We start from the raw sequence: 25171 nt of genomic DNA on the forward strand, positions 1-25171 counted from the left end.
CTAACGCAGCATCGGGGCGTTGCCAAGTTCAAGCAAAGCCATGTCATTCCCGCGAAGGCGGGAACCCATCTCCGGCCCCATCTTCAGGCGCGAGGTTGGGAGATGGATCCCCGCCTTCGCAGGGATGACGAACAGTTTTATGCGACCTCCAACGCCGCCGCCTTCTGCTTCGCGCGATAGGCGTGGAGCAGCGGTTCGGTATAGCCATTGGGCTGGGCAACTCCTTCGAACACCAGCGCACGCGCCGCCTGGAACGCCAGGCTCTCCGCCTCGCGCCCGCTCATCGGCTGATACAAAGGATCGCCCGCATTCTGCGCATCGACCTTGGCCGCCATGCGCCGGAGCGCGGCATCGACCTGCTCGCCGGTACAAATCCCATGCAGCAGCCAGTTGGCCATATGCTGCGAGGAAATGCGCAGCGTCGCGCGGTCTTCCATCAGGCCGATGTCGTGAATGTCGGGCACTTTCGAGCAGCCGACCCCCTGGTCGATCCAGCGGACGACATAGCCCAATATGCCTTGCGCATTATTGTCCAATTCTTGGCGGATCTCCTCTTCCGACCAGTTACGCCCGGTGGCGACCGGGATGGTCAGCAGCTTTTCGAGGGGGGCGATGCCCTCCGCCGCCCGCTCCGCCTGCCGCGCGAACACGTCGAAGCGATGATAATGGGTCGCGTGCAGCGTCGCGGCGGTCGGCGATGGCACCCAGGCGGTGTTGGCCCCGCTTCTGGGATGCCCGATCTTCTGTTCCAGCATGTCGGCCATCCGATCGGGCGCGGCCCACATGCCCTTGCCGATCTGCGCCCGACCCGACAGGCCGCAGGCGAGGCCGATCTGGACGTTGCGATCCTCATAGGCGGTGATCCAGTCGCTGCTCTTCATCTCGCCCTTACGGATCATCGGCCCGGCCTGCATCGACGTATGCATCTCGTCGCCGGTGCGGTCGAGGAAGCCGGTGTTGATGAAGACGATGCGGTCGCGCACGGCATGGATGCAGGCGGCGAGATTGGCCGAGGTGCGGCGCTCCTCATCCATGACGCCGACCTTGAGCGTGTGGCGCGCCATGCCGAGCATATCCTCGATCGCGTCGAACAGGCGATTGGTGAAGGCCGCTTCGTCGGGTCCGTGCATCTTGGGCTTGACGATATAGACGCTACCCGCGCGGCTGTTGCCGCCTTCGCGGGCCAGATCGTGCAGCGCGATCAGGCTGGTGACGATGCCGTCGAGTATGCCTTCGGGCGCTTGCGCACCATCGGGCAGCAGGATGGCGGGCGTCGTCATCAAATGGCCGACATTGCGGACGAACAGCAGGCTACGGCCGGGCAGCGTAAAGCCACTGCCATCCGATGCCGTATAAGCGCGGTCGGGGTTGAGCGCGCGGGTCATCATCGTGCCCGCCTTCTCGAACGTCTCGGTCAGGTCGCCCTTCATCAGCCCCAGCCAGTTGACATAGGCTGCCACCTTGTCCGCCGCATCGACCGCCGCGACCGAATCCTCCAGATCGCAAATGGCGGTCAGCGCCGATTCGAGGATGACATCGGATATGCCTGCGGGATCAGTCGCGCCGATGGGATGGCTGCTATCGAAAACGACTTCGATATGCAGGCCGTTGTGGCGGAACAGGCGGCCCTTCTCGCTGCGGCCCAGATATTGGCTGGAATCGGCGAGGACGATCTCGTCGCTCGCAAGATCGGCCCAGCTACCGTTAGCGAGCGGGATGGCGTCATCCAGAAACGCCTTGGCCCAGGCAATGACCTGCGCGCCGCGCGCCGCGTCATAGCCCTTGCCTGCCGCCGTGCCGGGAATGGCGTCGGTGCCGTACAGCGAATCGTACAGACTTCCCCAGCGCGCATTGGCGGCATTGAGCAGGAAGCGGGCGTTGAGGATGGGGACGACCAGCTGCGGCCCGGCGAGCCGCGCCACCTCGTCATCGACATGCTCGCTGCCGATGGTGAAGGGCGCGGGTTCGGGAACCAGATAGCCGATCTCGCGCAGGAAGGCCTGATAGGCTTGCGGGTCATGCGGCTGGCCTGCCCGCTGCTCATGCCAGTCATCGATCTGCGCCTGCATCGCGTCGCGGGTTTCCAGCAGCGCGATATTGTCCGGGGTGAAGCGCGCGAAAATGTCCGCAGCTCCTGCCCAAAAGGCGGAGGGTTCAATGCCGGTGCCGGGCAGCGCCTGGTTGTCGATGAAGTCGGCGAGCGATGCCGCGACCTTCAGCCCGGATTTGTCGATCATGCGGTCGGTCATCAATCTGCTCCTAACTTCTGCCCCGTCTTTCCCACCAAGGCGGGAATGACGATGATGTTGGATACTGGAATACCCCATTCCCATTATGTCGTATATTCACTATTATGCGAACATAGTCATTCCCATGGTGAACGAATATGATGGACCCCGACCATGAACTGTTCGTCGCGATCGTCGACGAAGGCGGCCTCGCTGCTGCCGGTCGCCGCCTGCATATCTCGCCCGCCATGATGTCCAAGCGGCTCGCCCGGCTGGAGGAGCGGCTGGGCACGCGCCTCGTTCACCGCACCACGCGGCGGCTGGCCCTGACCCCGGCGGGCGAGCGGCTCCATGCCGATCTGCGCGGCATATTGGCGGCGCTGGACGAAGCCGAGCGGCGCGTTTCGGGCACGTCGGCGATCGTCGCGGGACCACTGCGCATCACCGCGCCCACCTCCTTCGGCCGGATGCATCTCGCCCCCTGGCTGCCACGCTTTCTGGACGCCCATCCCCGTGTCGATCTCGCCATCAACTTGTCGGACGATTTCGCCGACCTGATCGACACCCGCGCGGACCTCGCCATCCGCATCACTGCCGATCCGGGGCCGGGCCTCGCCGCGCGACGGCTGGCGACCAACCGCCGCATCCTGTGCGCCGCGCCCGCCTATCTCGACCGCTACGGCACGCCCGCCACCCTCGCCGACCTCAAAACCCACCGCCTGCTCGCCGCCGATGGCCAGATGCCCTGGCGCCTCGTCGGCCCGAAAGGCCCGGTGACAGTCGAGGGGCGCAGCCATGTCCGCACCAACAGCAGCGAGGTCGTGCGCGAACTCGCACTGGCAGGCGGCGGCATCGCCCTGCGCTCGCTCTGGGATATCAGCGACGCGCTGGCGCGTGGCGATGTTCGGCAGATCGTGCCGGACCATGAAGGGTCGGCGGATGTCGGCCTGTTCGCGGTGCAACTGCCACAGCATAATCCGCCCGCCGCCATCACCGCCTTTGTCGATTTTCTTGTCGGACTATATGCGCCAACGCCCCCCTGGGCGCGTTCCACCATTGCCCTTGCGGAACGCAGCCCTTAAGGCCCATCGCATGGACGATAATACCCGCCGCGCCGCCCTCGACTATCACCGCTTTCCCCAGCCGGGGAAGCTGCGGATCGAGCCGACCAAACGCATGGTCAACCAGCGCGATCTCGCGCTGGCCTATTCGCCCGGCGTCGCCGCCCCCTGCATGGAGATCGCCGCCGATCCCGACAAGGCGCTCGATTATACCGCGCGCGGCAATCTGGTCGCGGTCATCTCCAACGGCACCGCCGTCCTTGGCCTGGGCGCGATCGGCGCGCTGGCGTCCAAGCCGGTGATGGAGGGCAAGGCGGTCCTCTTCAAGAAATTCGCCGATATCGACGTGTTCGACATCGAACTCGACACCACTGACCCCGAAAAATTCATCGAAGCCGTCGCCTTGATGGAGCCGACCTTCGGCGGCATCAACCTGGAAGATATCAAGGCACCCGAATGTTTCGCGATCGAGGCGCGGTTGAAGGAACGGATGAATATTCCGGTCTTTCATGATGACCAGCATGGCACCGCCATCGTCGTCGCCGCCGCTGTGCGCAACGCGCTGGTGATTCAGGGCAAGACGCTGGCCGATGCCAAGCTGGTGACGTCGGGCGCGGGCGCGGCGGCGCTCGCCTGCGTCGACCTGCTCGTGTCGATGGGCCTGCCGGTCGACAATGTCACCATGACCGACAAGGATGGCGTCATCCATTCGGGCCGCGAAGGCATGTTGCCCAATATGGCGCGCTATGCCCGCGTCACCAATGCACGCACCCTGCCCGACGTGCTGCCGGGGGCCAATCTGTTCCTCGGCCTCTCCGCGCCCGGCGTCCTGAAGCCCGAATGGTTGCCGTTGATGGCCCCCAATCCGCTGATCTTCGCGCTCGCCAACCCCGAACCCGAAATCCGCCCGGAAGCGGCGCGCGAAGTCCGCCCCGACGCGATCATCGCCACCGGCCGCTCGGACTATCCCAATCAGGTCAACAACGTCCTGTGCTTCCCCTATATCTTCCGGGGCGCGCTCGATGTCGGCGCGACCCAGATCAACGAAGCGATGAAGGTCGCCGCCGCCGACGCGATCGCCAGCCTCGCCCGCATGCCTGCGCATGACAGCGTGGCGCAGGCCTATGGCGGGCGCAGGCTGGTCTTCGGCCCCGATTACATCATCCCCACCCCCTTCGATCCGCGCCTGATCGGCGAGATCGCGGTCGCGGTGGCGCGCGCAGCGATGGACAGCGGCGTTGCCCGCCGCCCGATCGACCTGGACGACTATCGCCGCCGCCTGACGCGGCAGAATACCCGCTCCGGCCAACTGATGCTGCCGGTGTTCGAGGCCGCACGCGGCGGCGCACGCCGCATCGTCTATGGCGAGGGCGAGGATGAGCGCGTGCTGCGCGCCATTCAGGACGCGCTGGACGAAGGCATCGTCCGCCCGACCATCATCGCGCGCCGCCGCATCCTGAACCAGAAGCTGCCCGACCTTGGCCTGCGCTTTGAGCTGGGCCGTGATGTCGAGGTGATCGACCCCGAAACCGATCATGAGATCATGGCGCAACTGGTCGAGGGCTATCGCGCCGTCGCCTCGCGCCGGGGCGTGCCCGCCGCCGAAGTGCTGCGCCATGTCTATCGCCGTCCCAGCGTCACCGCCGCCATGCTGCTGCGCCTCGGCCATGTCGATGCCGCGCTGATCGGCGGCAATTCGGAATATTGGGGCCAGGTCGAACATGCGCTGCGCATCATCGACCGGGTGCCGGGCCGCAACCGCGTCTATGCGCTGTCGGGGCTGATCCTCGACGCAGGCGCGCTGTTCATCACCGACACCCATATGGTGCCCAATCCGACGCCCGAACAGGTTGCGGAAATGACGCTGCTGGCGGCGACCGAGTTGGAGCATTTCGGCCTGGTCCCGCGCGTCGCCCTGCTGTCCCACTCCAATTTCGGTGCCTCGCACAGCGACAGCGCGCGCAAGATGCGCGCCGCGCTCAAACTGGTGCGGCAGGCCGCGCCCGACCTTGCGGTGGATGGCGAAATGCACGCCGATGCGGCCTTGAGCCAAGCGCTGCGCGAGAAGCTGATCCCCGATTCGCGCTTCGAAGGGCCGGCCAATCTGCTGGTCATGCCCAACCTTGACGCGGCAAACATCACGCTTACCGCGCTGTCCGCCTCCTCCAGTTCGCCCACCGTCGGGCCGATGCTGATGGGCCTCACCAAGCCCATTCATGTGCTGACCCCCGGCGTCACCTCGCGCGGCATCCTCAACCTCACCGCCATCGCGGCGGCGGAAGTCGCCCGCGAAGGCTGAGCTTAACCTTTTGCCGCTATGGCGGAGGATGGTAATCCTCCCCTGTAAGGGGAGGGCTATCGCATATGGAACGCACTCCATTTTACCGCGTCATGCTGAACTTGTTTCAGCATCCATCATGCCCCAAAAGCGGTGGCTCGTGGGGAGAAATGGACCCTGAAACAAGTTCAGGGTGACGACTTTAAATAGGTTAGGTGCCATATGCGATAGCCTTCCCTGACAGGGGAGGTGTGACGGAAGAATGTCCCCCTGTTCATAGGGCGACACCCCTCCACCACTTCGTGGTCCCCCTCCCCTACCAGGGGAGGAATTTATTCGAGGATGATATGGCAGCTCTGCTCAAAGCATTGGCGAAAAGCGCTGGTCCCAAGCTGGCGATCGGCGCGGGGCTGGCGGGCATTGGCCTGCTTGCGTCGGGCTGGATCGACCGCCCCGCCGCCGAAGAACCCGCCCCGCCTGCGCCCATAGCAAAGGCACCACCTGCCCCCGCCCCTGCCCCCGCAAAGCCCGCCGAACGCCGCAGCGATCAGCCAATGACGATCGATCCGCGCGCCCTGACGGTCAAACGCGTCCTCAAGATCGACGGCCCGTTCCGCCATGGCGACTATGCCTGGGACGAAAGCGGTGCGCCGACGACCGGCCCCGTCATCATCACCGTGGACCTGCGCGCGCAAACGCTATCGGTGTTCCGCGCAGGCTATGAAATCGGCGCGGCGGTCATCCTCTATGGCGCGACCGACAAGCCCAGCCCCCTGGGCGCCTTCCCGATCACGCAGAAGGACGCCGACCATTATTCCAACCTCTACGACAATGCACCGATGCCCTATATGCTGCGCCTGACCAGCGACGGCGTGGCGATCCATGGCAGCGACGTGCAATGGGGCAAGGCAACCCATGGCTGCATCGGCGTCCCCGTCGCCTTCGCGCAAAAATTGTTCGGTGTCACCAAATTGGGCGACGTCGTCGTCATCACCAACGGCAAGCGGCTCGACGTCAGCAAGGCGCAGGTCGGGGCGTAGCGCCCCGCGACATTATCCCGCGATGATGGCGTGTGTTGCGTAATACGCCGCAGCACTTGCAATAAACTCAAGCGCGCCTGCCCTTGACCAGCGTTGTCAGCGGGACCATCTGCCGCGCTTCCGCTATTTTGCATTGCAGCATGGAGCTAAGCCATGGGCACCCGCCCCCACCAGGCGCAACCCGCGCTCGTCCTTTTCGCGTTGGCCGTTGGCGCCTTCGCTATCGGGACCACCGAATTTGCGGCGATGAGTCTGCTGCCCTTCTTCGCCCGTGACCTCGGCATCGATGTGCCGACCGCCGGCCATGCGATAAGCGCCTATGCTTTGGGCGTGGTGGCGGGCGCGCCAGTGATCGCCGCCTTTGGCGCGCGCCTGCCGCGGCGCCACTTGCTGATCGGCCTGATGGCCTTGTTCGCGATCGGCAATGGCCTGTCGGCGCTGTCGCCCAGCTATGGCTGGATGCTCGCCTTCCGCTTCCTGAGCGGCGTGCCGCATGGCGCCTATTTCGGTGTCGCCGCCTTGGTGGCCGCGAAATTGGTGCCGATCGAAAAGCGCGCGCAGGCGATTGCGCGGGTCATGTCGGGCCTCACCATCGCCACGGTGCTGGGCGTGCCCGTCGCCAACTGGATGGGGCAGGCGCTGGGCTGGCGGTCGGGCTTTTTCGTGGTCACCGCGCTCGCCATCGCAACCATGACGCTGGTGGCGCTCTACGCCCCGCGCGACGCAGGCGACCCCAAGGCGAGCGCCGCGCGCGAACTGACCGCGCTCGCCAAGCCACAGGTCTGGCTGACGCTGCTGACCGGCGCAATCGGTTTTGGCGGGCTGTTCGCGGTCTATACCTATGTCGCCTCGACCATGATCGAGGTGACCGGCGTATCCGAGGTCTGGGTGCCAGTGATCCTGATGATCTTTGGCGTCGGCATGACGATCGGCAACCTCGTCGCCGCGTGGATGGCCGACCGGGCGCTCAACCGCACCGTCATCCTCGTGCTGCTGTGGAGCGCGGGCGCATTGGCGCTGTTCCCGCTGATGGCGGGCAATATCTGGACGCTCAGCCTCATCATCTTCCTGATCGGCGCGGGCGGCGGGCTTGGCACGCCGTTGCAGGCGCGGTTGATGGACGTGTCGGGCGATGCGCAGACGCTCGCGGCGGCACTGCACCATAGCGCCTTCAACGTCGCCAATGCGCTTGGCCCGTGGCTCGGCGGCATGGCGATCGCGGCGGGCTATGGCCTAACCTCGACCGGCTGGATCGGTGCCGCGCTGGCGCTGGGCGGCCTCGTCGTCTTCCTCCTGTCGATCGCTTTGCAACAGCGGACCACGCGGATGATCGCGGTTCCGGCCGAATAAGCCGCTTTGCCGCAGCGCTTGTCCCAGATCAGGCTCCCCGATAAGGCAGGGGCATGAGCGATCAGGCAAGAGAAGAGGCGCTGGCCCAGGCCGCATTGGTGGCGCTGCGCGGCGGTAACGCGGCCAAGGCGCGCGCGACACTGGCGCAGATGGCCGCGCCGCCGCCGATGCTGCTGGCGCAGGTCTGCAATCGGCTCGGCGATCGGGATGGCGAGGCGGAGGCCCTGCGCGCGATCCTGGCGGGCGATCCGCGCAACCTGCCCGCTTTGCTCGCCATGGGTCATAATGCGCAGGCGCGCGGTGACGATCGTGGCGCGATCAGCTGGCGGCGCACCGCGCTGGCGCAGGCGGCCGCCCATGGCGCGCCGCCGCAATTGCAACCGATGCTGCAACAGGCGCAAGACGCGATCGCCCAATCGAGCCAACGGTTCGAGGATCATCTGACCGCCGCGATCCGCGACCTGCCGCCGCTACCCCGCATCGCGCACGCCACCGACCTGCTGCTCGGCAAGCGCGAGATATATCTGCAACAGCCCAGCATGTTCTATTTCCCCGGCCTACCCCAGCGCGCCTTTTACGAGCGCAGCGATTTCGACTGGGTCGCGCCAATGGAGGCGATGACCGACGCGATCGTCGCTGAACTGGCGGCGGTGCGCGCGGGTGCGCCGGACTTCGCGCCCTATGTCCAGACATCGAAGGAGCGTCCGGCCCCCAACAACAAGTTGCGCGACGATCCCAGTTGGGGGGCCTATTATTTCTGGCAGAGCGGCGCGCCGGTGGCGGACCATGCCACGCGCTGCCCAGCCGTCATGGCCGCGCTCGACCATGCGCCGATGCCGGTGATCGAAGGGCGATCGCCGACGGCGCTGTGGTCGCTGCTCAAGCCCGGCACCCATATCGCACCCCATCATGGCCTGCTCAACACGCGGCTCATCTGCCACCTGCCACTGCTGACGCCCCCCGATTGCGCGCTGCGCGTCGGCGCGGAAACGCGGCCCTGGCACCGGGGCGAGATGCTGATCTTTGACGACAGTATCGAACATGAGGCCTGGAACCGCAGCGCCGACACCCGCGTCATCCTGCTGTTCGAAGTGTGGCGGCCGGAGATCGTGGCGGAGGAACGCGCGGCGCTGACCCTGTTGTTCCAAGCGATCGACCAATATGGCCCGGCGCAGATCGACACCGGCGGATAAGCGCAGCCTCTTGCAGTGGCGCGCGTCCGCTGTATGAGCAGCGGCAGGGCAAGAGGATGACCGGGGCGTAACGCTTGACGGACACGCCATGACTCCCACGCATGCCTTCCCAGCCGCCCGCCCGCACAATCTCGCCGAAGATGGCTATGCCATTGCGCTTGGCTGCGCCTTCATCGCCATGGGGCTGATGCTGCTGAAACAGGCCAATCTGGTGACGGGCGGCATGGCGGGCATTGCGCTGCTGCTGTCCTATCTGATCCACTGGTCGCCAGCGACGCTGTTCCTGCTGATCAACATCCCCTTCTTCCTGTTCGCCGGGCGGGCGATGGGCGCGGCCTTCGGCCTGAAAACGCTGTTCGCCAATATCGCGATCATGGGGCTGGGCACGATGATGCCGCTGGCGCTGGAACTGGCACGGGTCAGCCCGCTCTTTGCCGCGCTGTTCGGCGGATCGATCATCGGTTTCGGGATCCTCGCCATCGCGCGCCATGGCGCGGGCGTCGGTGGCCTCGGCGTCATCGCGCTCACGCTGCAAAAGACGCGGGGATGGAATGCGGGCCGCACGCAGATGATCGGCGACGCCATCATCCTGGCGGCATCGCTACCGCTGCTGAGCGCCGATCGCTTCGCGCTGTCGGTCCTGTCGGCGGCGGCGATCAATGCCGTGCTGATCGTCAACCACCGGCCGGGCCGCTATATCGGCCATTGAGCCAGTGCGTTCAGCTCTTGCAGAGCGGGTCGCCACCTGTCCCCTGCGCACGCAAAGCCGTGCCTGCATCACCTGCGATCCGGGGGAAACTGACCCCTTCCAGCGTGGCGCGCCCATCGCAGAGCTGCGCGCAGGCGAGATCCACGACACCCGGCAGCGCAACCTGATCGCCATCATATTGGGCGACGATAATGCAGCGATCGCCGCCAGCAAAGCGCAGGATCAGCTTGTCGCCCGCGCGCCGTGCGGTCCCCTGCCCCCGGCAGGCGAGTTGCTCGCCGAAATTGGCTTCCAAGCCGAAGCGCAGCGCGCCCTTGGCACCGGGCACCACGCACAACGCATCCCGCCCGGCTTCATGGCGGCGCTGAAACAGCCCGACCGGCGATATCTTGGCCGCATCGGTGATGACGCCACTTTCGATCGCGGCGCGCTCCAGCCCGGACGCAGGCACGTCGCTGCCCGCCTCGGCCGCCATGTCGTTGGAAACGGCGGCAGGCTGGCACGCTGCCAGCATCAGACACAGAGCAAGGCCGGATCGCCGCATCGACGTCCTAATCGACTGCGCTCAGGCCATCGGGGCCGACCCGGCGGAAGAAACAGGAGCGCGCGCCAGTGTGGCAGGTCGGCCCGGCAGGCACCGCCTTCACCCAAACCGCATCCTGATCGCAATCGATGCGAATGTCGCGCACCGCCAGCATGTTGCCCGACGTTTCGCCCTTCTTCCACAGCGCCTGCCGACTGCGCGACCAGAAATGGGCCAGGCCCGTTTCGACCGTCAACGCCAGTGCCTGCGCATTCATATGCGCGACCATCAGCACGTCGCCACTGTCCACATCGGTCACCACCGCCGTGATCAGGCCATGGTCGTCATATTTGGGATTGAGGGTCAGCCCCTTGTCGCGCGCATCGGTCATGCCGGGGGCTATAGGGCGCAATCGCGATGCTGCGAAGCCCCTTCCCGCCTGTCCGGCAATTATGCCCGGTATCAGGGCGGAAGGAAGAAAATGGGGCGATCGAGGGGTCTTGAACCCCCGACCTCCGGTACCACAAACCGGCGCTCTAACCAACTGAGCTACGATCGCCATGGGGCCATGAGGCCCGCGAGATGTGGGCACATATGCGGCTCATCTCGCCCCGTCAAGCAGGCAAATGCCGCGATCGGCGCTTTCCGCCGCTTACAGCCCCGCCGCGCGCAACTGCGCGCGCAATTTGCGCAGGGTAGCTTCGGGCACGGAGGGGCGCGCCGGTGCCGCCTTGCCCTTGCGCAGCCGGGCGCGATCCTTTTCGGGCGGATCGACCAGCCGCACCCGCACCGGCACATGCCCCTGCGCCCGCACGCCCAATTGCTCGGCCGCGCCGCGCGACAGGTCGATCACCCGCCCGCGCCCGGAAAAAGGCCCGCGATCATTGACCCGCACGACGATGGTGCGTCCGGTGTCCAGCGCCGTCACCTCGATGTAGCTCGGCAGCGGCAGGCTGGTATGCGCGGCGGTCACCCAGCCGGGACGGAAGCGTTCGCCATTGGCGGTGCGATTGCCCGATTCCGATCCATACCAGCTGGCATAGCCCAGCATGTCATAACCCGGATCAGCCGCAGGCGTGTAGGTGACGCCACGCACCACATAGGGCGGGCCGATCTTGACCGGCACATCCCGCACCGGCCGGTATTGACCGCCACCACAGGCCGACAGCAGCAGCGCCATCGCGCCCGCGCCGCACAGCGCGGCAAATCGTCTCATCCTCATGCCGCTTCCCTAACCCGCCTGGCCCAAAAGCAGAAGGGTGAGTGCTGATCCAGCACCCACCCTATTGTCTTGCGCCCATGCGTGCGGCTCAGTTCCCGTTATCACGCACTCTCGATTTTTTCAGGCCGCGACGCCCTTAAGATCGTGCGACGCGGGCATCTGCATCTTGTGCCGATGCCCGGACCGTCAGTTGACCGAATCCTTGAGGCCCTTGCCGGCCTTGAACTTGGGTTGGGTCGACGCCTTGATGGTCATCGTTTCGCCGGTGCGCGGGTTGCGGCCGGTCGATGCCTTGCGCTGGGTGACGGAGAAAGTGCCAAAGCCGACCAGGCGCACTTCGTCGCCCTTCTTCAGCGCGCCGGTGATGGCATCGAACACGCCTTCCACAGCCTTGGTCGCGTCATTCTTGGTAAGGCCGCTGCTTTCGGCAACCGCGCTGATCAGATCCTGCTTGTTCATGCCTTGGGAACCCCCTGATGCTGTTGGTTAGTTTAGGAATCGCGGCGTAAAGGCGGCAATAAGGCGCAGCTTTCGGTGGCTGTCAAAGGGAAAGCGACGAAGTTCCCGGATCACATGCAATTTCGCAATGCAGCATGAAAATGCCGGAAACCCGTCGCTTTTGCCCTATCGGCCCGTCGGTCAATGCCGCAGCGTAGCGTCCCCGTCGCGCCCCTGGCCATTGCTTGGCTGCGCGGCCAGGTCATCCTCTTCGGTCCAGGCGATCGCTTCGGGCACCGACATCAAGGCACGCGCCAGCACTTCGTCCACATGGCTGACGGGCACGATTTCCAGCCCGTCACGGATATTGGCCGGAATTTCCGCTAGGTCTTTCTCATTTTCCTGCGGGATCAACACCGTCTTGATGCCACCGCGCAACGCCGCCAACAGCTTTTCCTTCAAGCCGCCGATCGGCAGGACGCGACCGCGCAAGGTCACCTCGCCGGTCATCGCGACATCCTTGTGGACGGGGATGCCGGTCAACGTCGACACGATGCAGGTGACCATGCCGATGCCCGCCGACGGCCCATCCTTGGGCACTGCGCCTTCGGGCAGATGGATGTGGATGTCCTTGCGATTGAAGATGCTGGGCTTGATGCCATAGCCCGGCGAGCGCGCCTTCACATAAGAGAAGGCCGCCTGGATCGATTCGGTCATCACATCGCCGAGCTTGCCGGTCGTCTTGATCATGCCCTTGCCGGGCACGGTGACCGCCTCGATCGTCAGCAGTTCGCCGCCCACCTCGGTCCAGGCAAGGCCCGTTACCGCGCCGATCTGATGCTCTTCCTCGCCCACGCCATGGCGGAACTTCCGCACACCGGCATAGTCGGCGAGCGTGTCCGGCGTGATGACGACCTTGTCATAGACGCCTTCGAGGATCTTGCGCAGCGCCTTGCGCGCCAGCCGCGCGACTTCGCGCTCCAGCGTGCGGACGCCCGCCTCGCGGGTATAGTAACGGATGAGGTCGCGAACGGCCGCCTCGGTCACCTCAAACTCGCCTTCCTTCAGGCCATGGGCGTCGATCTGCTTGGCGATCAGATGCCGCTGCGCGATCTCGACTTTCTCGTCCTCGGTATAGCCTTCCAGCCGGATGATCTCCATCCGGTCCAGCAAGGCCTGCGGCAAATTCAACGAGTTGGCGGTCGTCACGAACATGATATCCGAAAGATCGACGTCGATCTCCAGATAATGGTCCTGAAACTTGCTATTCTGTTCGGGGTCCAGCACTTCGAGCAGTGCGGATGCCGGATCGCCGCGGAAATCCTGGCCCAGCTTGTCGATCTCATCGAGCAGGAACAGCGGGTTCATCGTCCCCGCTTTCTTCAAATTCGTGACGATCTTGCCCGGCAGCGAGCCGATGTAGGTGCGGCGGTGACCACGAATTTCGGCTTCGTCGCGCACGCCGCCCAGCGACTGGCGCACGAACTCGCGCCCCGTCGCCTTGGCGATCGAACGGCCAAGCGAGGTCTTGCCCACCCCCGGCGGGCCGACGAGGCACAGGATCGGGCCTTTCAGCTTATTGGTACGCGCCTGCACCGCGAGATATTCGATGATCCGGTCCTTGACCTTGTCGAGCGCGAAATGATCCTCATCGAGGACATCCTGCGCGCGCTTGAGGTCGTTCTTGACCTTGCCCTTCTTGCCCCAGGGCAAGCCCAGCAGCACGTCGAGATAGTTGCGCACCACAGTGGCCTCAGCCGACATGGGCTGCATGCCCTTGAGCTTCTTAAGCTCGGCCGTCGCCTTGGCGCGGGCTTCCTTGCTCAGCTTGGTCTTGGCGATCTTCTCGGCCAGTTCGGCCAGTTCGTCGCCTTCCTCACCTTCGCCATTGCCCAGTTCGCGCTGGATCGCTTTTAGCTGCTCGTTGAGATAATATTCGCGCTGGGTCTTCTCCATCTGCCGCTTCACGCGACCACGGATCTTCTTTTCGACCTGCAAGACACCCAGTTCGCCTTCCATGAAGGCGAACACCATTTCCAGCCGCTTGACCGGATCAGCCTCGACCAGCAGCGATTGCTTGTCGGACACTTTGACGTTGATGTTGGCGGACACGGCATCGGCCAACCGCCCGGCATCCTCGATCTCGCGCAGCTGCACCGGCGTTTCGGCGGGCAGCTTCTTGTTGAGCTTGGCGTAATTCTCAAACTGTTCAGCGACCGAGCGCATCAGCGCGGCGGCTTCCGGCCCTTCGGCGGCAATATCCTCGACCGACTCGACATCGGCGACCAGATGCGTGCCGGTCTCCGCCATCGTCGTCAGCCGCGCACGATGCTTGCCTTCGACCAGCACGCGCACCGTGCCATCGGGCAGCTTGAGCAATTGCAGCACAACCGCCACGACGCCCGTATCATAGAGCGAATCCTGGCCCGGATCATCCTCGGCCGGGTCGAGCTGCGACACCAGGAAGATTTCCTTATTGCCTTCCATCGCCGCTTCCAGCGCGGAAACGCTCTTGTCGCGACCGACGAAGAGCGGGACGATCATCTGCGGAAAGACGACGATGTCACGCAGCGGCAGAAGGGGATATTGCACAGTCATTCACACTCCGGGCCAAATGGGGCCTGTCCTACGGTTCATCGCCTTTATGGGGATGGCTATCGCGTCAATCAATCAGGGGATGTCATAATGCGGTCACGATGAACCCAGGGTTATTATAGGGCTCTTCGCGCACATCCGCGCTCAGAACGGCAGTTTGAAGCCGGGGGGCAAGGGCAGGCCAGCGGTCATCTTGCCCATTTCGGCATTGCTGACCTCGTCCGCCTTCTTGCGCGCATCGTTGAACGCGGCGGTGACCAGGTCTTCGAGCATCTGCTTTTCCGACGGCGCCAGCAGGCTGTCGTCGATCGATACGCCGAGGATGCGGCCCTTGGCCGAAGCCTTGACCTTGACGAGGCCGCCGCCCGCCGCGCCTTCGACTTCCAGCTTGTCGAGATTGTCCTGCGCACGCTGCAATTCTTCCTGCACACGGCTTGCCATGCCCAGGATTTCGTTCAGATCCTTCATTGTCCTACACTCCATTGTTCGAGCCGGTCGTCCAGCTCCGCATCGGGAAAGGCCGCCATCGCCGCCTTCACCACCGGGGTTTCGAGAATAGTGGCGCGGGCATTGGCCTGCGCGGCCTGCTCCTGCGCTAACAAGGTCGGCTGCGCCTCGCCATCGCTCTGCGCCACGCGCCAGGCAACACCCGTCACCTCCTTGAGCGCAGGCACGATCCGCGCCGCAAAATCCGCCGATAGTGAGGGTGCCCCCCGATAATCCAGTTCGGGCGGCGCATAGCGCACCAGCGCGACGCTATCATGGAGTTCCTGCGCTAGCTGCCCCTTGCCCCGCTGCCAGAAGGCCTCGATCAGATCGGGGAAAGTGGCCGGCAATTGCGCGGCAGGACCAGCGCCTGTCGTTGCAGCCACCGCGCCCGGTGCCGCAGCAGCAACAGGCCCGCCCTCGCGCAGCATCCGCGCAATCTCGCCCGGATCGGGCATGGTCGCGGCGTGCATCACTCGCAGCAGCGCCATTTCACAGCTTTCGATCGGCAGGATGGCGCTCGCCACCTCGTCATGCCCCTTGACCAGCAATTGCCACAGCCGATGCAAGGGCGCGAAGCCGATTTGCGCGGCCCAGTCGGCCAGCGCATCGCGCTCCTCGGCGGACTGGCCGGGGCTGGCGATGTCGCGCCCTGCCTTCACCAATGTCACGGCATGGACCAGTTCCATCAGCCCGCGCATCAGCGCCAGCGGCTCGACGCCCAGCGCATATTGATCGCGCACGGCGACCAGCAGCGCGGCGGTATCACCCGCCAGCAGCAGTCCCAGCAGACGGCGCACCGCCCCGCGATCGGACAGGCCCAGCATGTCGCGCACCTGCGCCGCCGTGACGACCGGCTCCCCCTCCCCCATCTCCGCATGGGCGATTGCCTGGTCGAGGATGGAGAGGCCATCGCGCGCCGACCCTTCGGCGGCCTGCGCGATCAGCGACAGCGCATCCGGCTCCGCCGCGACTTTCTCCGCTTCGACTACATGAGCGAAATGGCTGGCCAGCAGTTCGGCCGGAATACGCCGCAGGTCGAACCGCTGGCAGCGCGACAGGACGGTGACCGGCACCTTGTTCACTTCGGTCGTCGCGAACAGGAATTTCACATGGGCGGGCGGCTCCTCCAACGTCTTCAACAGCGCGTTGAAGGCGTTTTTGGACAGCATATGCACTTCGTCGATGATGTAGATCTTGTAGCGCGCGGAGACGGCAGCATAGCGCACCGCCTCGATAATCTCGCGCACGTCATCGACGCCGGTATGGCTGGCCGCGTCCATCTCGACCACGTCGATATGGCGGCCCTCGGCGATCGCGGTGCAGGGTTCGCAGACGCCACACGGGTCGATCGTCGGCCCGCCCTGCCCGTCCGCGCCGATGCAGTTGAGCGCCTTGGCGATCAGCCGCGCGGTCGATGTCTTGCCGACCCCGCGCACGCCCGTCATCAAAAAGGCATGGGCCAGCCGCCCGCGCCGGATCGCATTGCCCAGCGTCTGGACCATCGCGTCCTGCCCGATCAGCTCATGAAAGCTGCGCGGTCGATATTTGCGCGCGAGGACGCGATAGGGCTGCTGGGAATCGGACATCGGTCTGGTCTAGCCGTTCGGGCCGCCATTGTCGAAGCGGGATGATGGCTGGAAGGTGGGAGCCGGAACGACCCGTGACGAAATCACTGTGGCTGCTTCCGTCAGGACCTGACCCGGTTCGCGACGATCACGTCCGCCCGACTCCCGCCGCGCATATGGCGAAAGGGTGACATAATGGCAAGGGGCAACCAAAACCGTTCGCTTCGAGCGAAGTCGAGAAGCGGCGACCTTGGCGCAAGCGTGTCTCGACTTCGCTCGACACGAACGGAACGGTGGAATACTCCTATTCCAGCCCGCTCTTTTGCGCCTGCCCGACAAATTCCAACGCAGCCCGCGCCGTCTCGGCAATCGCTGCCTCGGCCTTCTTGGCATCGACCGTCGGCCGGTCGAGATAGACCGCCAATATATATTCATCGCCCGCCGGCGACTTGACCAGCGCCACGTCATTATAAGCGGTGCCGCAGCTGCCGGTCTTGCTGCCCGACGTCCAGCCTTCGGGCAGGCCCGCCTTGATCCGCTTGTCGCCCGTGCTGCTGGCGTTCAGCCAGCCGCGCAGCCGATCGGCGCTCTCCCCCTGCATGTCGCGGAACAACAGCCGCCCCATCAGCCCGGCCATCGCGGCGGGCGTGGTCGTGTCGCGCGGGTCGCCCTCGGCATTTTCGTTCAGGTCCGGCTCGTTACGATCCAGCCGGGTCACGCTGTCGCCATGCGCGCGCATGAAGGCGGTCAGCCCCTGCGGCCCGCCCAGCATCGGCAGCAGCAGGTTCGCCGCACTATTGTCGCTCACTTCGACCGCCGCCTGCGCCAGTTCGGCCATGCTCATCCGGCCGCGCTTGCGGTTTGCCTTCACCACCGGCGCATAATCGAGAATATCGTCCTTGCTGAAGGATATCTCTCCTTCCAGCCCGAACTTACCGCCCTCCGCGCCGATCAGCACCGCCGCCGCCAATGGCGCCTTGAAGGTCGAGCACATCGCGAACGGCTCGTCGCGGTTGAAGCCCAGCAAGAGCGCGCCCTGCTTATCGACCAGCGCGACACCCAGCCGCCCGCCGGTTTCCTGCTCAATCTCCTTGGGATTGCGCACCTGCGCCAGCGCCGATTGCGGCACCAGATAGCGCGGCGCAGGCGGCAGCAGCGAATCAAGCTGCCCGGTCGGCACCGGCTCCTTGGTCTTTTTCTGCTTCTCGGCGGCGCTGGACGGCGCGGCGATCAGCAGCAGCAAGGCAAGCGCGGACAAGCGTTTCATCGGCTTCACATACCCTGCATATTGTAGGATTCGGGCGGAATGCGCACCGTCAACTGGTCCAGCCCATCAGCCAGGATGATCTGGCATGACAGGCGGCTGGTGCGCGTGGCGGACGCGGCGAGGTCGAGCATATCCTCCTCATCCTCGCTGGCGCGGCCGAGGCGCGGAAAATCGGTGGCTTCGACGATGACATGGCAGGTGGAACAGGCCATCTGCCCCTCGCATGTCCCTTCGAGCGGCTGGCCCGCCGCCTGTGCGATGTCGAGCAGCACCGATCCCGCCGGGGCATCGACCTCCTGTCGCCGTTCCCCGTCAGCGCTGATGAAGGTAACCCTGGTCATGATGGTGCGACGCTCCCTTTTTTACAGCGCCGCTTGTGCGGCTGCTGCCTTGTTCAATGCCTCCGCAGCGCTCTCCAGTTCGGCCGATGTCGTGTAGCGGCCAAAGCCGATCCGCACCGATCCACGCGCCTGTGCGTCTGTCAGGCCCAGTGCGCGCAGCACATGGCTAGGCCTGCCGGACCCGCTTGCGCAAGCGCTGCCGAGCGAAAAAGCGATATTGCGGCAATCCGACAACAATCGCGCGCCATCGATTCCGGCGCGGCGGAGGTTGAGATTACCCGGATAGCGCGCGGTCATGCTGCCGTTGACCGTCCAGTCGGCAAACAGCGCGCGGGCAAGGTCGGACAACGATTCGACATGCGCGCGGTCGGCCTCCGCCCGTTCGACCATCAATCGCGCAGCAACCCCGAATCCGGCGCACAGCGCAGGCGACAGCGTGCCGGAGCGCAACCCGCCTTCCTGTCCGCCGCCATGGAGGAGCGGTGTGGGGCTGACCCCGTCACGCAGCCACAAGGCCCCCACCCCCTTTGGCCCATGGATTTTATGCGCGCTGATCGCGACCATGTCGCAAGCGTCGGGGATCGGCACCCGGCCATAGCCCTGCACCGCGTCGCATAGCAGCAGCGCGCCCGCCCGATGCGCCATCGCCGCCAAATCTGCGACGGGCTGGATCACGCCGATCTCATTATTGACCAGCATCACCGCCACCAGCGCCACGCCGGGCCGTATCGCCTGAGCGGCCGCATCCAAGTCCACGACGCCATCCGCGCCGACCGGCAGCACCGTCACCGTCCGCCCCGCGCGCGCCAAGGCCTCCACCGTATCCAGCACCGCGGCATGTTCGGTCGCGATGGTGACGATATCGCCCTTGGGCGCACCCTGAATGGCGATGTTGAGCGCCTCGGTCGCGCCAGACGTGAACAGCAACCGCCCACCCGCCGGCAGCAGCGCGCCGACCGCCTCGCGCGCGACCTCGACCTGCGCCGCCGCTGCCCGGCCCAGACGATGCGCGCTGTGCGGATTGGCGAACTGGTCGCGCAGCAGCGGCACCATCGCGTCGAACGCTTCAGGGGCCAGCGGCGTCGTCGCCTGATAATCGAGATAGATCATCGCCGCGCCCGCTGCGCCATCGCGGTCCAGGCGGCGAGGAAACGATCGATATCGGCCTCGTGCGCCTGCGGCCCGAAACTCACCCGCACCACCTCGCTCGCCACCGCTTCGTCCCAGCCCATGGCGTGCAGCACATGGCTGGTTTTGAGCGAACCGGACGAACAAGCGCTGCCCGCCGACACCGAAATGCCCGCCATATCGAACTGAATGAGTTGCGCGCGGGCCGACAGACCCGGCATCCGGTAGCTGGCGATCGCAGCGATGCGCGGCGCATCGCGCGCGACGATCACCCCGCCCGCCGCCTCGATCCCCGCGTCGAGCCGCGCGCGCAGCAGCGCAGCGCCCGGCAACCAGTCCGCCCGCGCCTCCAGCGCCGCCGCCATCGCCAGGATCGCAGGCAGATTCTCGGTCCCCGCGCGATAGCCCTGCTCCTGCCCGCCGCTCGCCTCAATGAGCGCCAGATCGCGGATCAGCAGCGCGCCAATACCCGGCGGACCCCCAAATTTATGCCCACTGATCGCGATCATGTCGGCATCGGGCAGCGGCAACTTGCCCGCACTCTGCGCGCAATCCGCGAACAGGATCGCGCCATGGCGCTCGATCTGGTCGAGCGGCTGGATGACGCCGGTCTCATTGTTGACATGCTGGATGGCGAACACTGTTTTATAATCCGTTCGCCCTGAGCCTGTCGAAGGGCCTTCCTTTTCTTGCGAGAAGAGAGGGGCTTCGACAGGCTCAGCCCGAACGGGTGTTCTAACTATGCCATCCCCATCCACCGCCAGCCGCTCGGCCCCCTTCGTCACCCGCAGCACCGCATCATGCTCCACCGCCGACGTCACGATCCGCCCCGCCTTCGCCCGGCCAAGCCCGATCGCGATCGCCTCGCTCGCCCCGGACGTGAAAATCACATGGCCCTGCCAGCCCAGCGCCGCCGCGATCCGGGCGCGGGCATCCTCCAGCGCGGCACGCGCGGCGCGGCCGTCGGCATGGGGGCTGGACGGGTTGGCCCAATGGCCCATGGCGGCGACCATCGCCGCCTGGGCCTGCGCCAGCATCGGTGTCGTCGCGGCATGATCGAGATAGAGACGGTCGGCGGCCAAGGGGGCTACTCATTGATTGCGGAAATGGCGGCGGCTTCTATATAGGCGGTCTGCCGCGCTGCGCCAGCACATCCCTTGGCGTGCCCGACGCGACTCCATTTGCCGCCCTGCCCATCCGGGCCGAGTGGCCCAGAACGATAACAGGTGCCATGCCCGACGTAATCTTTACCGGACCCGAAGGCCGTCTCGAAGGCCGTTTCAGCCCCCCGCCCCGCCCGCGTGCGCCGGTCGCCATGATCCTGCACCCGCATCCGCAGGGCGGCGGCACCATGAACGACCGCATCACCCAAGCGCTCTACAAGACCTTCGTGAAGCGTGGCTTTGCCGTGCTGCGCTTCAACTTCCGGGGCGTCGGCCGCAGCCAGGGGACGTTCGACAACGGCATCGGCGAACTGTCCGATGCCGCAGCAGCGCTCGACTGGGTCCAGAGCTTCCATCCCGAAGCACAGACCACCTGGATTGCGGGCTTCTCCTTCGGCGCGTGGATCGGCATGCAATTGCTGATGCGCCGCCCGGAAATCCGCGGCTTCATCTCGGTCGCGCCGCCCGCCAACATGTACGACTTCTCCTTCCTCGCCCCCTGCCCCTCTTCGGGCATCATCGTGCAGGGCACATCCGATGAAGTCGTGACCGCCAGCGCCGTCCAGAAACTGGTCGACAAGCTGCGCACGCAAAAGGGCATCACCATCCACCATGATGAAATCCGGGGTGCCAACCACTTCTTCGAACATGAACTCGATCAGCTGATGAAGTCGGTCGACAATTATCTCGACATGCGCCTGTCCCCGGATTCGCCGATCCGCTGAGCACAAAGCCCGCGAGAAAGAAAAAGGGGCTGCCGCAAGGCGGCCCCTTTTTCTTTGGGTAAAGGCAAAGCCAGACTTTCAACGGGCCTGATTATTCGGCGTGGCATCCTTCGCTTCCGCCCGTTAGCGCAGCGACCATGTCCGACACGCCCGAACCCAAGCCCCGCATGGTCTGGAGCCGCTATTATAGCAGCTTCATACCCGCCCCGCCCGGTCCCGGCTTACTCGACCGGATCAAGGCGGCCAGCGGCGCGATCGGCGGGATCGCGATCACCGGGCTGCTATGCGGCTTGATGCTCGGCAATGGCCTAGCCCATCCGCTGCTGGTGGCCCCCATGGGTGCCTCGGCGGTGCTGCTGTTCGCCGTGCCCGCCAGTCCGCTGGCGCAACCCTGGCCGGTGCTGGGCGGCAACATCATTTCCGCGCTGGTCGGCATCGCCATCGCCCACATCATCCCCAACCCGACCATGGCCGCGGCCGTAGCGGTCGGCGGGGCGATCGCGATCATGTCGCTGCTGCGCTGCCTCCACCCGCCCGGCGGCGCTGTCGCGCTGTCTGCCGTGCTGGCCGGAAGCGACACCGGCTATCTGTTCGCCCTGACGCCTGTGGGCGCGAACACGCTGCTGCTCTTGATCGTCGCGATGCTGTTCCACCGCATGGTCGGCCAAAACTATCCCCATGTACCGCCCAGGGCACCGTCGCCCCACGCCACCACCGATCCCGCTCCCCTGCTGCGCGCCGCCCCCAGCGCGCAGGATATCGCCGACGCGCTCCATGGCTTTGGCGCAAGGCTGGACGTGGACGAGGCGGACCTGCGCCCCTTGCTGGCCGATGCCCAGTTGCGCGCGGCCGAACGCACGCATGGCGCGACGCGGTGCGATGAGATCATGGCGCGCGACGTGCTGCATATCGCCGCCAGTCAGACGGTGACAGAGGCCCGCACGCTGATGCAGGCGCGCCATCTCCTGTCGCTGCCGGTGCTGGACGATGCTGGCCGGGTGCAGGGGATGATCAATGCCCGCGACCTGTTGCAGGACGGCGTACTTGTCGCCGACGTCGCCCACCGGCCGCTCTTCGTCCATGCCGATACGCCGGTCGCGCGCCTGATAGGTCCGTTCAGCAGCGGTGTGCGCCATGCTGCGGTGGTGGTCGACACCGATCATCGCCTGCTGGGACTGGTGACGCAGACCGATCTGCTGGCGACGCTGGCGCTGCGGCTCAGCGGCGTTCCAGCCCCGGCAAGTCCGGCCCCGGTATGGCCGTGATCGCGACATTGCCGAACATCACCAGCCCCGCGATGATCATCAGCGCGCCGCGCTTGCGGTCGCGCAAGCGGAACATCACATAGAGACCACCGCCGGTCAGCAGCAGCCCGGCCAGCATGAGGATGGAGAGGATCGTGCCTGTCATGGCTCTGCCCATAAGGGCGGCGGACCAAGGTGGCAATCTACCGCTTCTGCCCCTAAGAGGCGCGGGAACGAATCACCCCATCGGTGAAGGGACGCACCGCAAATGAAGATCGCCATCGCATCCGACCATGCCGCCGTCGAATTGAAGGCGGAACTGGCGCAATGGCTGCGCGACGAAGGGCATGAAGTCGACGACCTCGGCCCGGCGACCGCCGACCGCGTCGATTATCCCGATTATGGTTACAAACTCGCGACAGCGATCGCCTCCGGCGCGGCGGATCGCGGCATTGCGCTGTGCGGGTCGGGAATCGGCATTTCGATCGCGGTCAATCGCAACCCGGCCTGCCGCTGCGCCCTAGTCGGCGAGCCGCTGTCGGCGGCGCTCTCGCGCGAGCATAATGACGCCAATGTGCTGGCCATGGGTGCGCGCCTGACTGGCGTGGACATGGCCAAGGCGTGCGTCATCGCGTTCCTCACCACCGAATTTGGCGGAGGCCGCCATGCCGGCCGCGTCGAAAAATTATCCCAGCCCGCGCTCTGAAAGGATATTTCGATGAGCATCGACACTCTCAGCCCGGCCATCCGTCAGGACGGCTTCTTCAGCGAATCGCTTAGCAGCGCGGACCCCGAAATCTTCGGCGCGATCGAACATGAATTGAAGCGCCAGCAGGACAAGATCGAACTGATCGCGTCCGAAAATATCGCGTCGAAAGCCGTGCTGGAGGCCGCAGGCTCGATCTTCACCAACAAATATGCCGAAGGCTATCCTGGTAAGCGCTATTATGGCGGCTGCGAATATGCCGATGTCGTCGAGACGCTGGCGATCGAACGGGCAAAAGAGCTGTTCGGCGCGAAATTCGCCAACGTCCAGCCCAATAGCGGCAGCCAGATGAACCAGGCCGTGTTCCTCGCCCTGCTCCAGCCGGGCGACACCTTCATGGGCCTTGACCTGTCGTCGGGCGGCCATCTGACCCATGGATCGCCGGTCAACATGTCGGGCAAGTGGTTCAACCCCATCGCCTATGGCGTGCGTGCTGACGATCATATGATCGACATGGACGAGGTCGCCCGCATCGCGCGCGAGAGCAAGCCCAAGCTCATCATCTGCGGCGGCACCGCCTATTCGCGCCACTGGGATTTCGAACGCTTCCGCGAAATCGCCGACGAAGTGGGTGCCTATCTGCTCGCCGACATGTCGCATTTCTCCGGCCTGGTCGCGGGCGGCGCGCATCCCTCGCCCGTCCCTCACGCCCATGTCACCACCACCACGACCCACAAGTCGCTGCGTGGTCCCCGTTCGGGCATCATCCTGTGCAATGACGAGGCACTGGCCAAGAAGTTCAACAGCGCCATCTTCCCCGGCCTCCAGGGTGGCCCGCTGATGCACATCATCGCCGCCAAGGCCGTGGCGTTCAAGGAAGCGCTGACCCCGGAGTTCAAGGCCTACGCGCACCAGATCGTCGCCAATGCCAAGACGCTGGCCGCGACGGTGGCCGACGCTGGCCTGTCGATCGTGTCGGGCGGCACGGACAATCATCTGATGCTGGTCGACCTGCGCGCCAAGAACACCACGGGCAAGGCCGCGGAAAAGGCGCTCGACCGCGCCTATATCACCTGCAACAAGAATAACGTGCCGTTCGACACCGCCAGCCCGTTTGTGACGTCGGGCGTGCGCCTCGGCACCCCCGCCGGCACCACGCGCGGTTTCGGCGAAGCGGAATTCCGCGAGATCGGCGAGTTGATTGCCGAGGTCGTGGAAGGCCTCAAGCGCAATGGCGACGACGGCGACGGCCAGGTCGAAGCGCATGTGCGCGAAAAGGTGCTGGCGCTGACCGGGCGGTTCCCGATCTACTGAGGACAAAACAGGCCGTTCGTGTCGAGCGCAGTCGAGACAGGCTCGCACAGACGTTTCTCGACACGCTCGAAACGAACGGAGATTGATTAGATCATGCGCTGCCCCTTCTGTTCCCATGAAGACAGCCAGGTGAAGGACAGCCGGCCGACGGAAGATGGCGCCGCCATCCGCCGTCGCCGCCAGTGCGAAGCGTGCGCCGCGCGCTTCACCACCTTCGAGCGCATCCAGCTCCGCGACATCTGGGTGGTCAAGAGCGAGGGGCGCAAGGAAGCGTTCGAGCGCGACAAGCTCGCCCGCTCGATCGGCATCGCCTGCCGCAAGCGCCCGATCGACCCCAGCCGCATCGAAAAGCTGATTTCCGGCATCCAGCGCCAGCTCGAAACCAGCGGCGACACCGAAGTCCCCGCCCGCGCCATCGGCGAAATGGTAATGGAAGGCCTCAAACGCCTCGACAGCGTCGCCTATATCCGCTTCGCCAGCGTCTATAAGGACTTCACTGATGCCAAAGATTTCGAGGACTTTGCCGGAACGGTGAAGGAAGTGGGCGGGTGAACACGCTCCTGCCTCCGTTCGCCTCGAACACCACCCTCCG

At 65.4% G+C, this 25171-nt stretch carries 24 protein-coding genes, 1 tRNA gene and 1 other RNA gene; 11 read left to right on the forward strand and 15 right to left on the reverse strand.

The features are described 5' to 3' along the window. Positions 1–137: 137 nt before the first annotated feature. The gene (locus BSY17_RS07525) at positions 138–2249 is read right to left on the reverse strand and encodes a malate synthase G (RefSeq protein ID WP_069065048.1); all 2112 of its coding nucleotides are present in this window, start codon (positions 2247–2249) and stop codon (positions 138–140) included. Between the two features lie 137 nt (positions 2250–2386). Here BSY17_RS07525 and BSY17_RS07530 point away from each other — a divergent pair, with 137 nt between their 5' ends. The 6 genes from BSY17_RS07530 (at position 2387) to BSY17_RS07555 (ending at position 9859) form a co-directional block, all read left to right on the forward strand. Further along, the gene (locus BSY17_RS07530; RefSeq protein ID WP_069065049.1) at positions 2387–3310 is read left to right on the forward strand and encodes a LysR family transcriptional regulator; all 924 of its coding nucleotides are present in this window, start codon (positions 2387–2389) and stop codon (positions 3308–3310) included. Positions 3311–3320: 10 nt separating this feature from the next. Then, positions 3321–5588: an NADP-dependent malic enzyme gene (locus BSY17_RS07535; RefSeq protein ID WP_069065050.1), complete on the forward strand. Its 2268-nt coding sequence runs from the start codon at positions 3321–3323 to the stop codon at positions 5586–5588. Between the two features lie 326 nt (positions 5589–5914). After that, a complete protein-coding gene (locus tag BSY17_RS07540) occupies positions 5915–6607 on the forward strand; it encodes a L,D-transpeptidase family protein (RefSeq protein ID WP_069065051.1) in 693 nt (230 codons plus the stop codon). 153 nt (positions 6608–6760) lie between these two features. Beyond that, positions 6761–7957: an MFS transporter gene (locus BSY17_RS07545; RefSeq protein WP_069065052.1), complete on the forward strand. Its 1197-nt coding sequence runs from the start codon at positions 6761–6763 to the stop codon at positions 7955–7957. A gap of 53 nt (positions 7958–8010) precedes the next feature. Further along, on the forward strand, positions 8011–9150 hold the full coding sequence (locus BSY17_RS07550) for an aspartyl/asparaginyl beta-hydroxylase domain-containing protein (RefSeq protein ID WP_069065053.1): 1140 nt from the start codon (positions 8011–8013) through the stop codon (positions 9148–9150). An 88-nt stretch (positions 9151–9238) separates the two neighbouring features. Next, a complete protein-coding gene (locus BSY17_RS07555) occupies positions 9239–9859 on the forward strand; it encodes a YitT family protein (protein WP_037477531.1) in 621 nt (206 codons plus the stop codon). A gap of 10 nt (positions 9860–9869) precedes the next feature. On the opposite strand, the gene BSY17_RS07560 is transcribed toward BSY17_RS07555, so the two are convergent. From BSY17_RS07560 to BSY17_RS07620, 13 genes are all read right to left on the reverse strand, one after another. Beyond that, a complete protein-coding gene (locus BSY17_RS07560; protein WP_069065054.1) occupies positions 9870–10403 on the reverse strand; it encodes a hypothetical protein in 534 nt (177 codons plus the stop codon). A 7-nt stretch (positions 10404–10410) separates the two neighbouring features. Continuing rightward, positions 10411–10773: a phosphoribosyl-AMP cyclohydrolase gene (gene hisI, locus BSY17_RS07565; RefSeq protein ID WP_069065055.1), complete on the reverse strand. Its 363-nt coding sequence runs from the start codon at positions 10771–10773 to the stop codon at positions 10411–10413. Positions 10774–10864: 91 nt separating this feature from the next. Beyond that, positions 10865–10941, reverse strand: a tRNA-His gene (locus BSY17_RS07570). Between the two features lie 93 nt (positions 10942–11034). Further along, positions 11035–11604, reverse strand: a complete 570-nt coding sequence (locus tag BSY17_RS07575) for a septal ring lytic transglycosylase RlpA family protein (protein ID WP_069065056.1) — start codon at positions 11602–11604, stop codon at positions 11035–11037. A gap of 186 nt (positions 11605–11790) precedes the next feature. Further along, positions 11791–12063, reverse strand: coding sequence for an HU family DNA-binding protein (locus BSY17_RS07580; RefSeq protein WP_037477523.1), 273 nt, complete (start codon positions 12061–12063; stop codon positions 11791–11793). Between the two features lie 180 nt (positions 12064–12243). Then, complete coding sequence (gene lon / locus BSY17_RS07585) at positions 12244–14640, reverse strand: endopeptidase La (RefSeq protein WP_069065057.1); 2397 nt, start codon at positions 14638–14640, stop codon at positions 12244–12246. A 141-nt stretch (positions 14641–14781) separates the two neighbouring features. Beyond that, positions 14782–15105 carry a YbaB/EbfC family nucleoid-associated protein gene (locus BSY17_RS07590; protein WP_037477519.1) on the reverse strand — a complete coding sequence of 108 codons (324 nt, stop codon included), beginning with the start codon at positions 15103–15105 and terminating at the stop codon, positions 14782–14784. After that, positions 15102–16712 carry a DNA polymerase III subunit gamma/tau gene (locus tag BSY17_RS07595; protein WP_069065058.1) on the reverse strand — a complete coding sequence of 537 codons (1611 nt, stop codon included), beginning with the start codon at positions 16710–16712 and terminating at the stop codon, positions 15102–15104. Before BSY17_RS07595 ends, BSY17_RS07590 begins: the two co-directional genes overlap by 4 nt. A gap of 51 nt (positions 16713–16763) precedes the next feature. Then, positions 16764–16861, reverse strand: an RNA gene (gene ffs, locus BSY17_RS07600) — signal recognition particle sRNA small type. Between the two features lie 134 nt (positions 16862–16995). Then, positions 16996–17958, reverse strand: a complete 963-nt coding sequence (blaSGM, locus tag BSY17_RS07605) for an SGM family class A beta-lactamase (protein ID WP_069065059.1) — start codon at positions 17956–17958, stop codon at positions 16996–16998. A 5-nt stretch (positions 17959–17963) separates the two neighbouring features. After that, positions 17964–18299 (reverse strand): 2Fe-2S iron-sulfur cluster-binding protein, encoded by a 336-nt coding sequence (locus BSY17_RS07610; RefSeq protein ID WP_037477515.1) that lies wholly within the window; start codon positions 18297–18299, stop codon positions 17964–17966. Between the two features lie 21 nt (positions 18300–18320). Next, a complete protein-coding gene (locus tag BSY17_RS07615; protein WP_069065060.1) occupies positions 18321–19409 on the reverse strand; it encodes a cysteine desulfurase family protein in 1089 nt (362 codons plus the stop codon). Next, entirely contained in the window at positions 19406–20509 is a 1104-nt protein-coding gene (locus BSY17_RS07620) for a cysteine desulfurase family protein (protein ID WP_069065061.1), read from the reverse strand. Before BSY17_RS07620 ends, BSY17_RS07615 begins: the two co-directional genes overlap by 4 nt. Before the next feature lie 149 nt (positions 20510–20658). On the opposite strand from BSY17_RS07620, the gene BSY17_RS07625 reads away from it, so the two are divergent. Together BSY17_RS07625 and BSY17_RS07630 are read left to right on the forward strand one after the other, a co-directional pair. Beyond that, positions 20659–21315 (forward strand): alpha/beta hydrolase, encoded by a 657-nt coding sequence (locus tag BSY17_RS07625; RefSeq protein WP_017184627.1) that lies wholly within the window; start codon positions 20659–20661, stop codon positions 21313–21315. Between the two features lie 137 nt (positions 21316–21452). Continuing rightward, entirely contained in the window at positions 21453–22580 is a 1128-nt protein-coding gene (locus tag BSY17_RS07630) for an HPP family protein (protein ID WP_069065062.1), read from the forward strand. On the opposite strand, the gene BSY17_RS07635 is transcribed toward BSY17_RS07630, so the two are convergent. Next, the gene (locus BSY17_RS07635) at positions 22534–22725 is read right to left on the reverse strand and encodes a hypothetical protein (protein WP_037477506.1); all 192 of its coding nucleotides are present in this window, start codon (positions 22723–22725) and stop codon (positions 22534–22536) included. The two genes, BSY17_RS07630 and BSY17_RS07635, sit on opposite strands and share 47 nt — an antisense overlap. Positions 22726–22827: 102 nt before the next feature. On the opposite strand from BSY17_RS07635, the gene rpiB reads away from it, so the two are divergent. The 3 genes from rpiB to nrdR all read left to right on the forward strand — a co-directional run bounded on the left by rpiB (position 22828) and on the right by nrdR (position 25131). Next, the gene (gene rpiB / locus BSY17_RS07640) at positions 22828–23265 is read left to right on the forward strand and encodes a ribose 5-phosphate isomerase B (RefSeq protein WP_069065063.1); all 438 of its coding nucleotides are present in this window, start codon (positions 22828–22830) and stop codon (positions 23263–23265) included. Between the two features lie 12 nt (positions 23266–23277). Then, positions 23278–24579, forward strand: coding sequence for a serine hydroxymethyltransferase (glyA, locus tag BSY17_RS07645; RefSeq protein WP_069065064.1), 1302 nt, complete (start codon positions 23278–23280; stop codon positions 24577–24579). Between the two features lie 93 nt (positions 24580–24672). Continuing rightward, complete coding sequence (gene nrdR / locus BSY17_RS07650) at positions 24673–25131, forward strand: transcriptional regulator NrdR (protein ID WP_037477501.1); 459 nt, start codon at positions 24673–24675, stop codon at positions 25129–25131. Positions 25132–25171 lie beyond the last annotated feature (40 nt).

Source organism: Sphingobium sp. RAC03 (assembly GCF_001713415.1).
GTDB lineage: Bacteria > Pseudomonadota > Alphaproteobacteria > Sphingomonadales > Sphingomonadaceae > Sphingobium.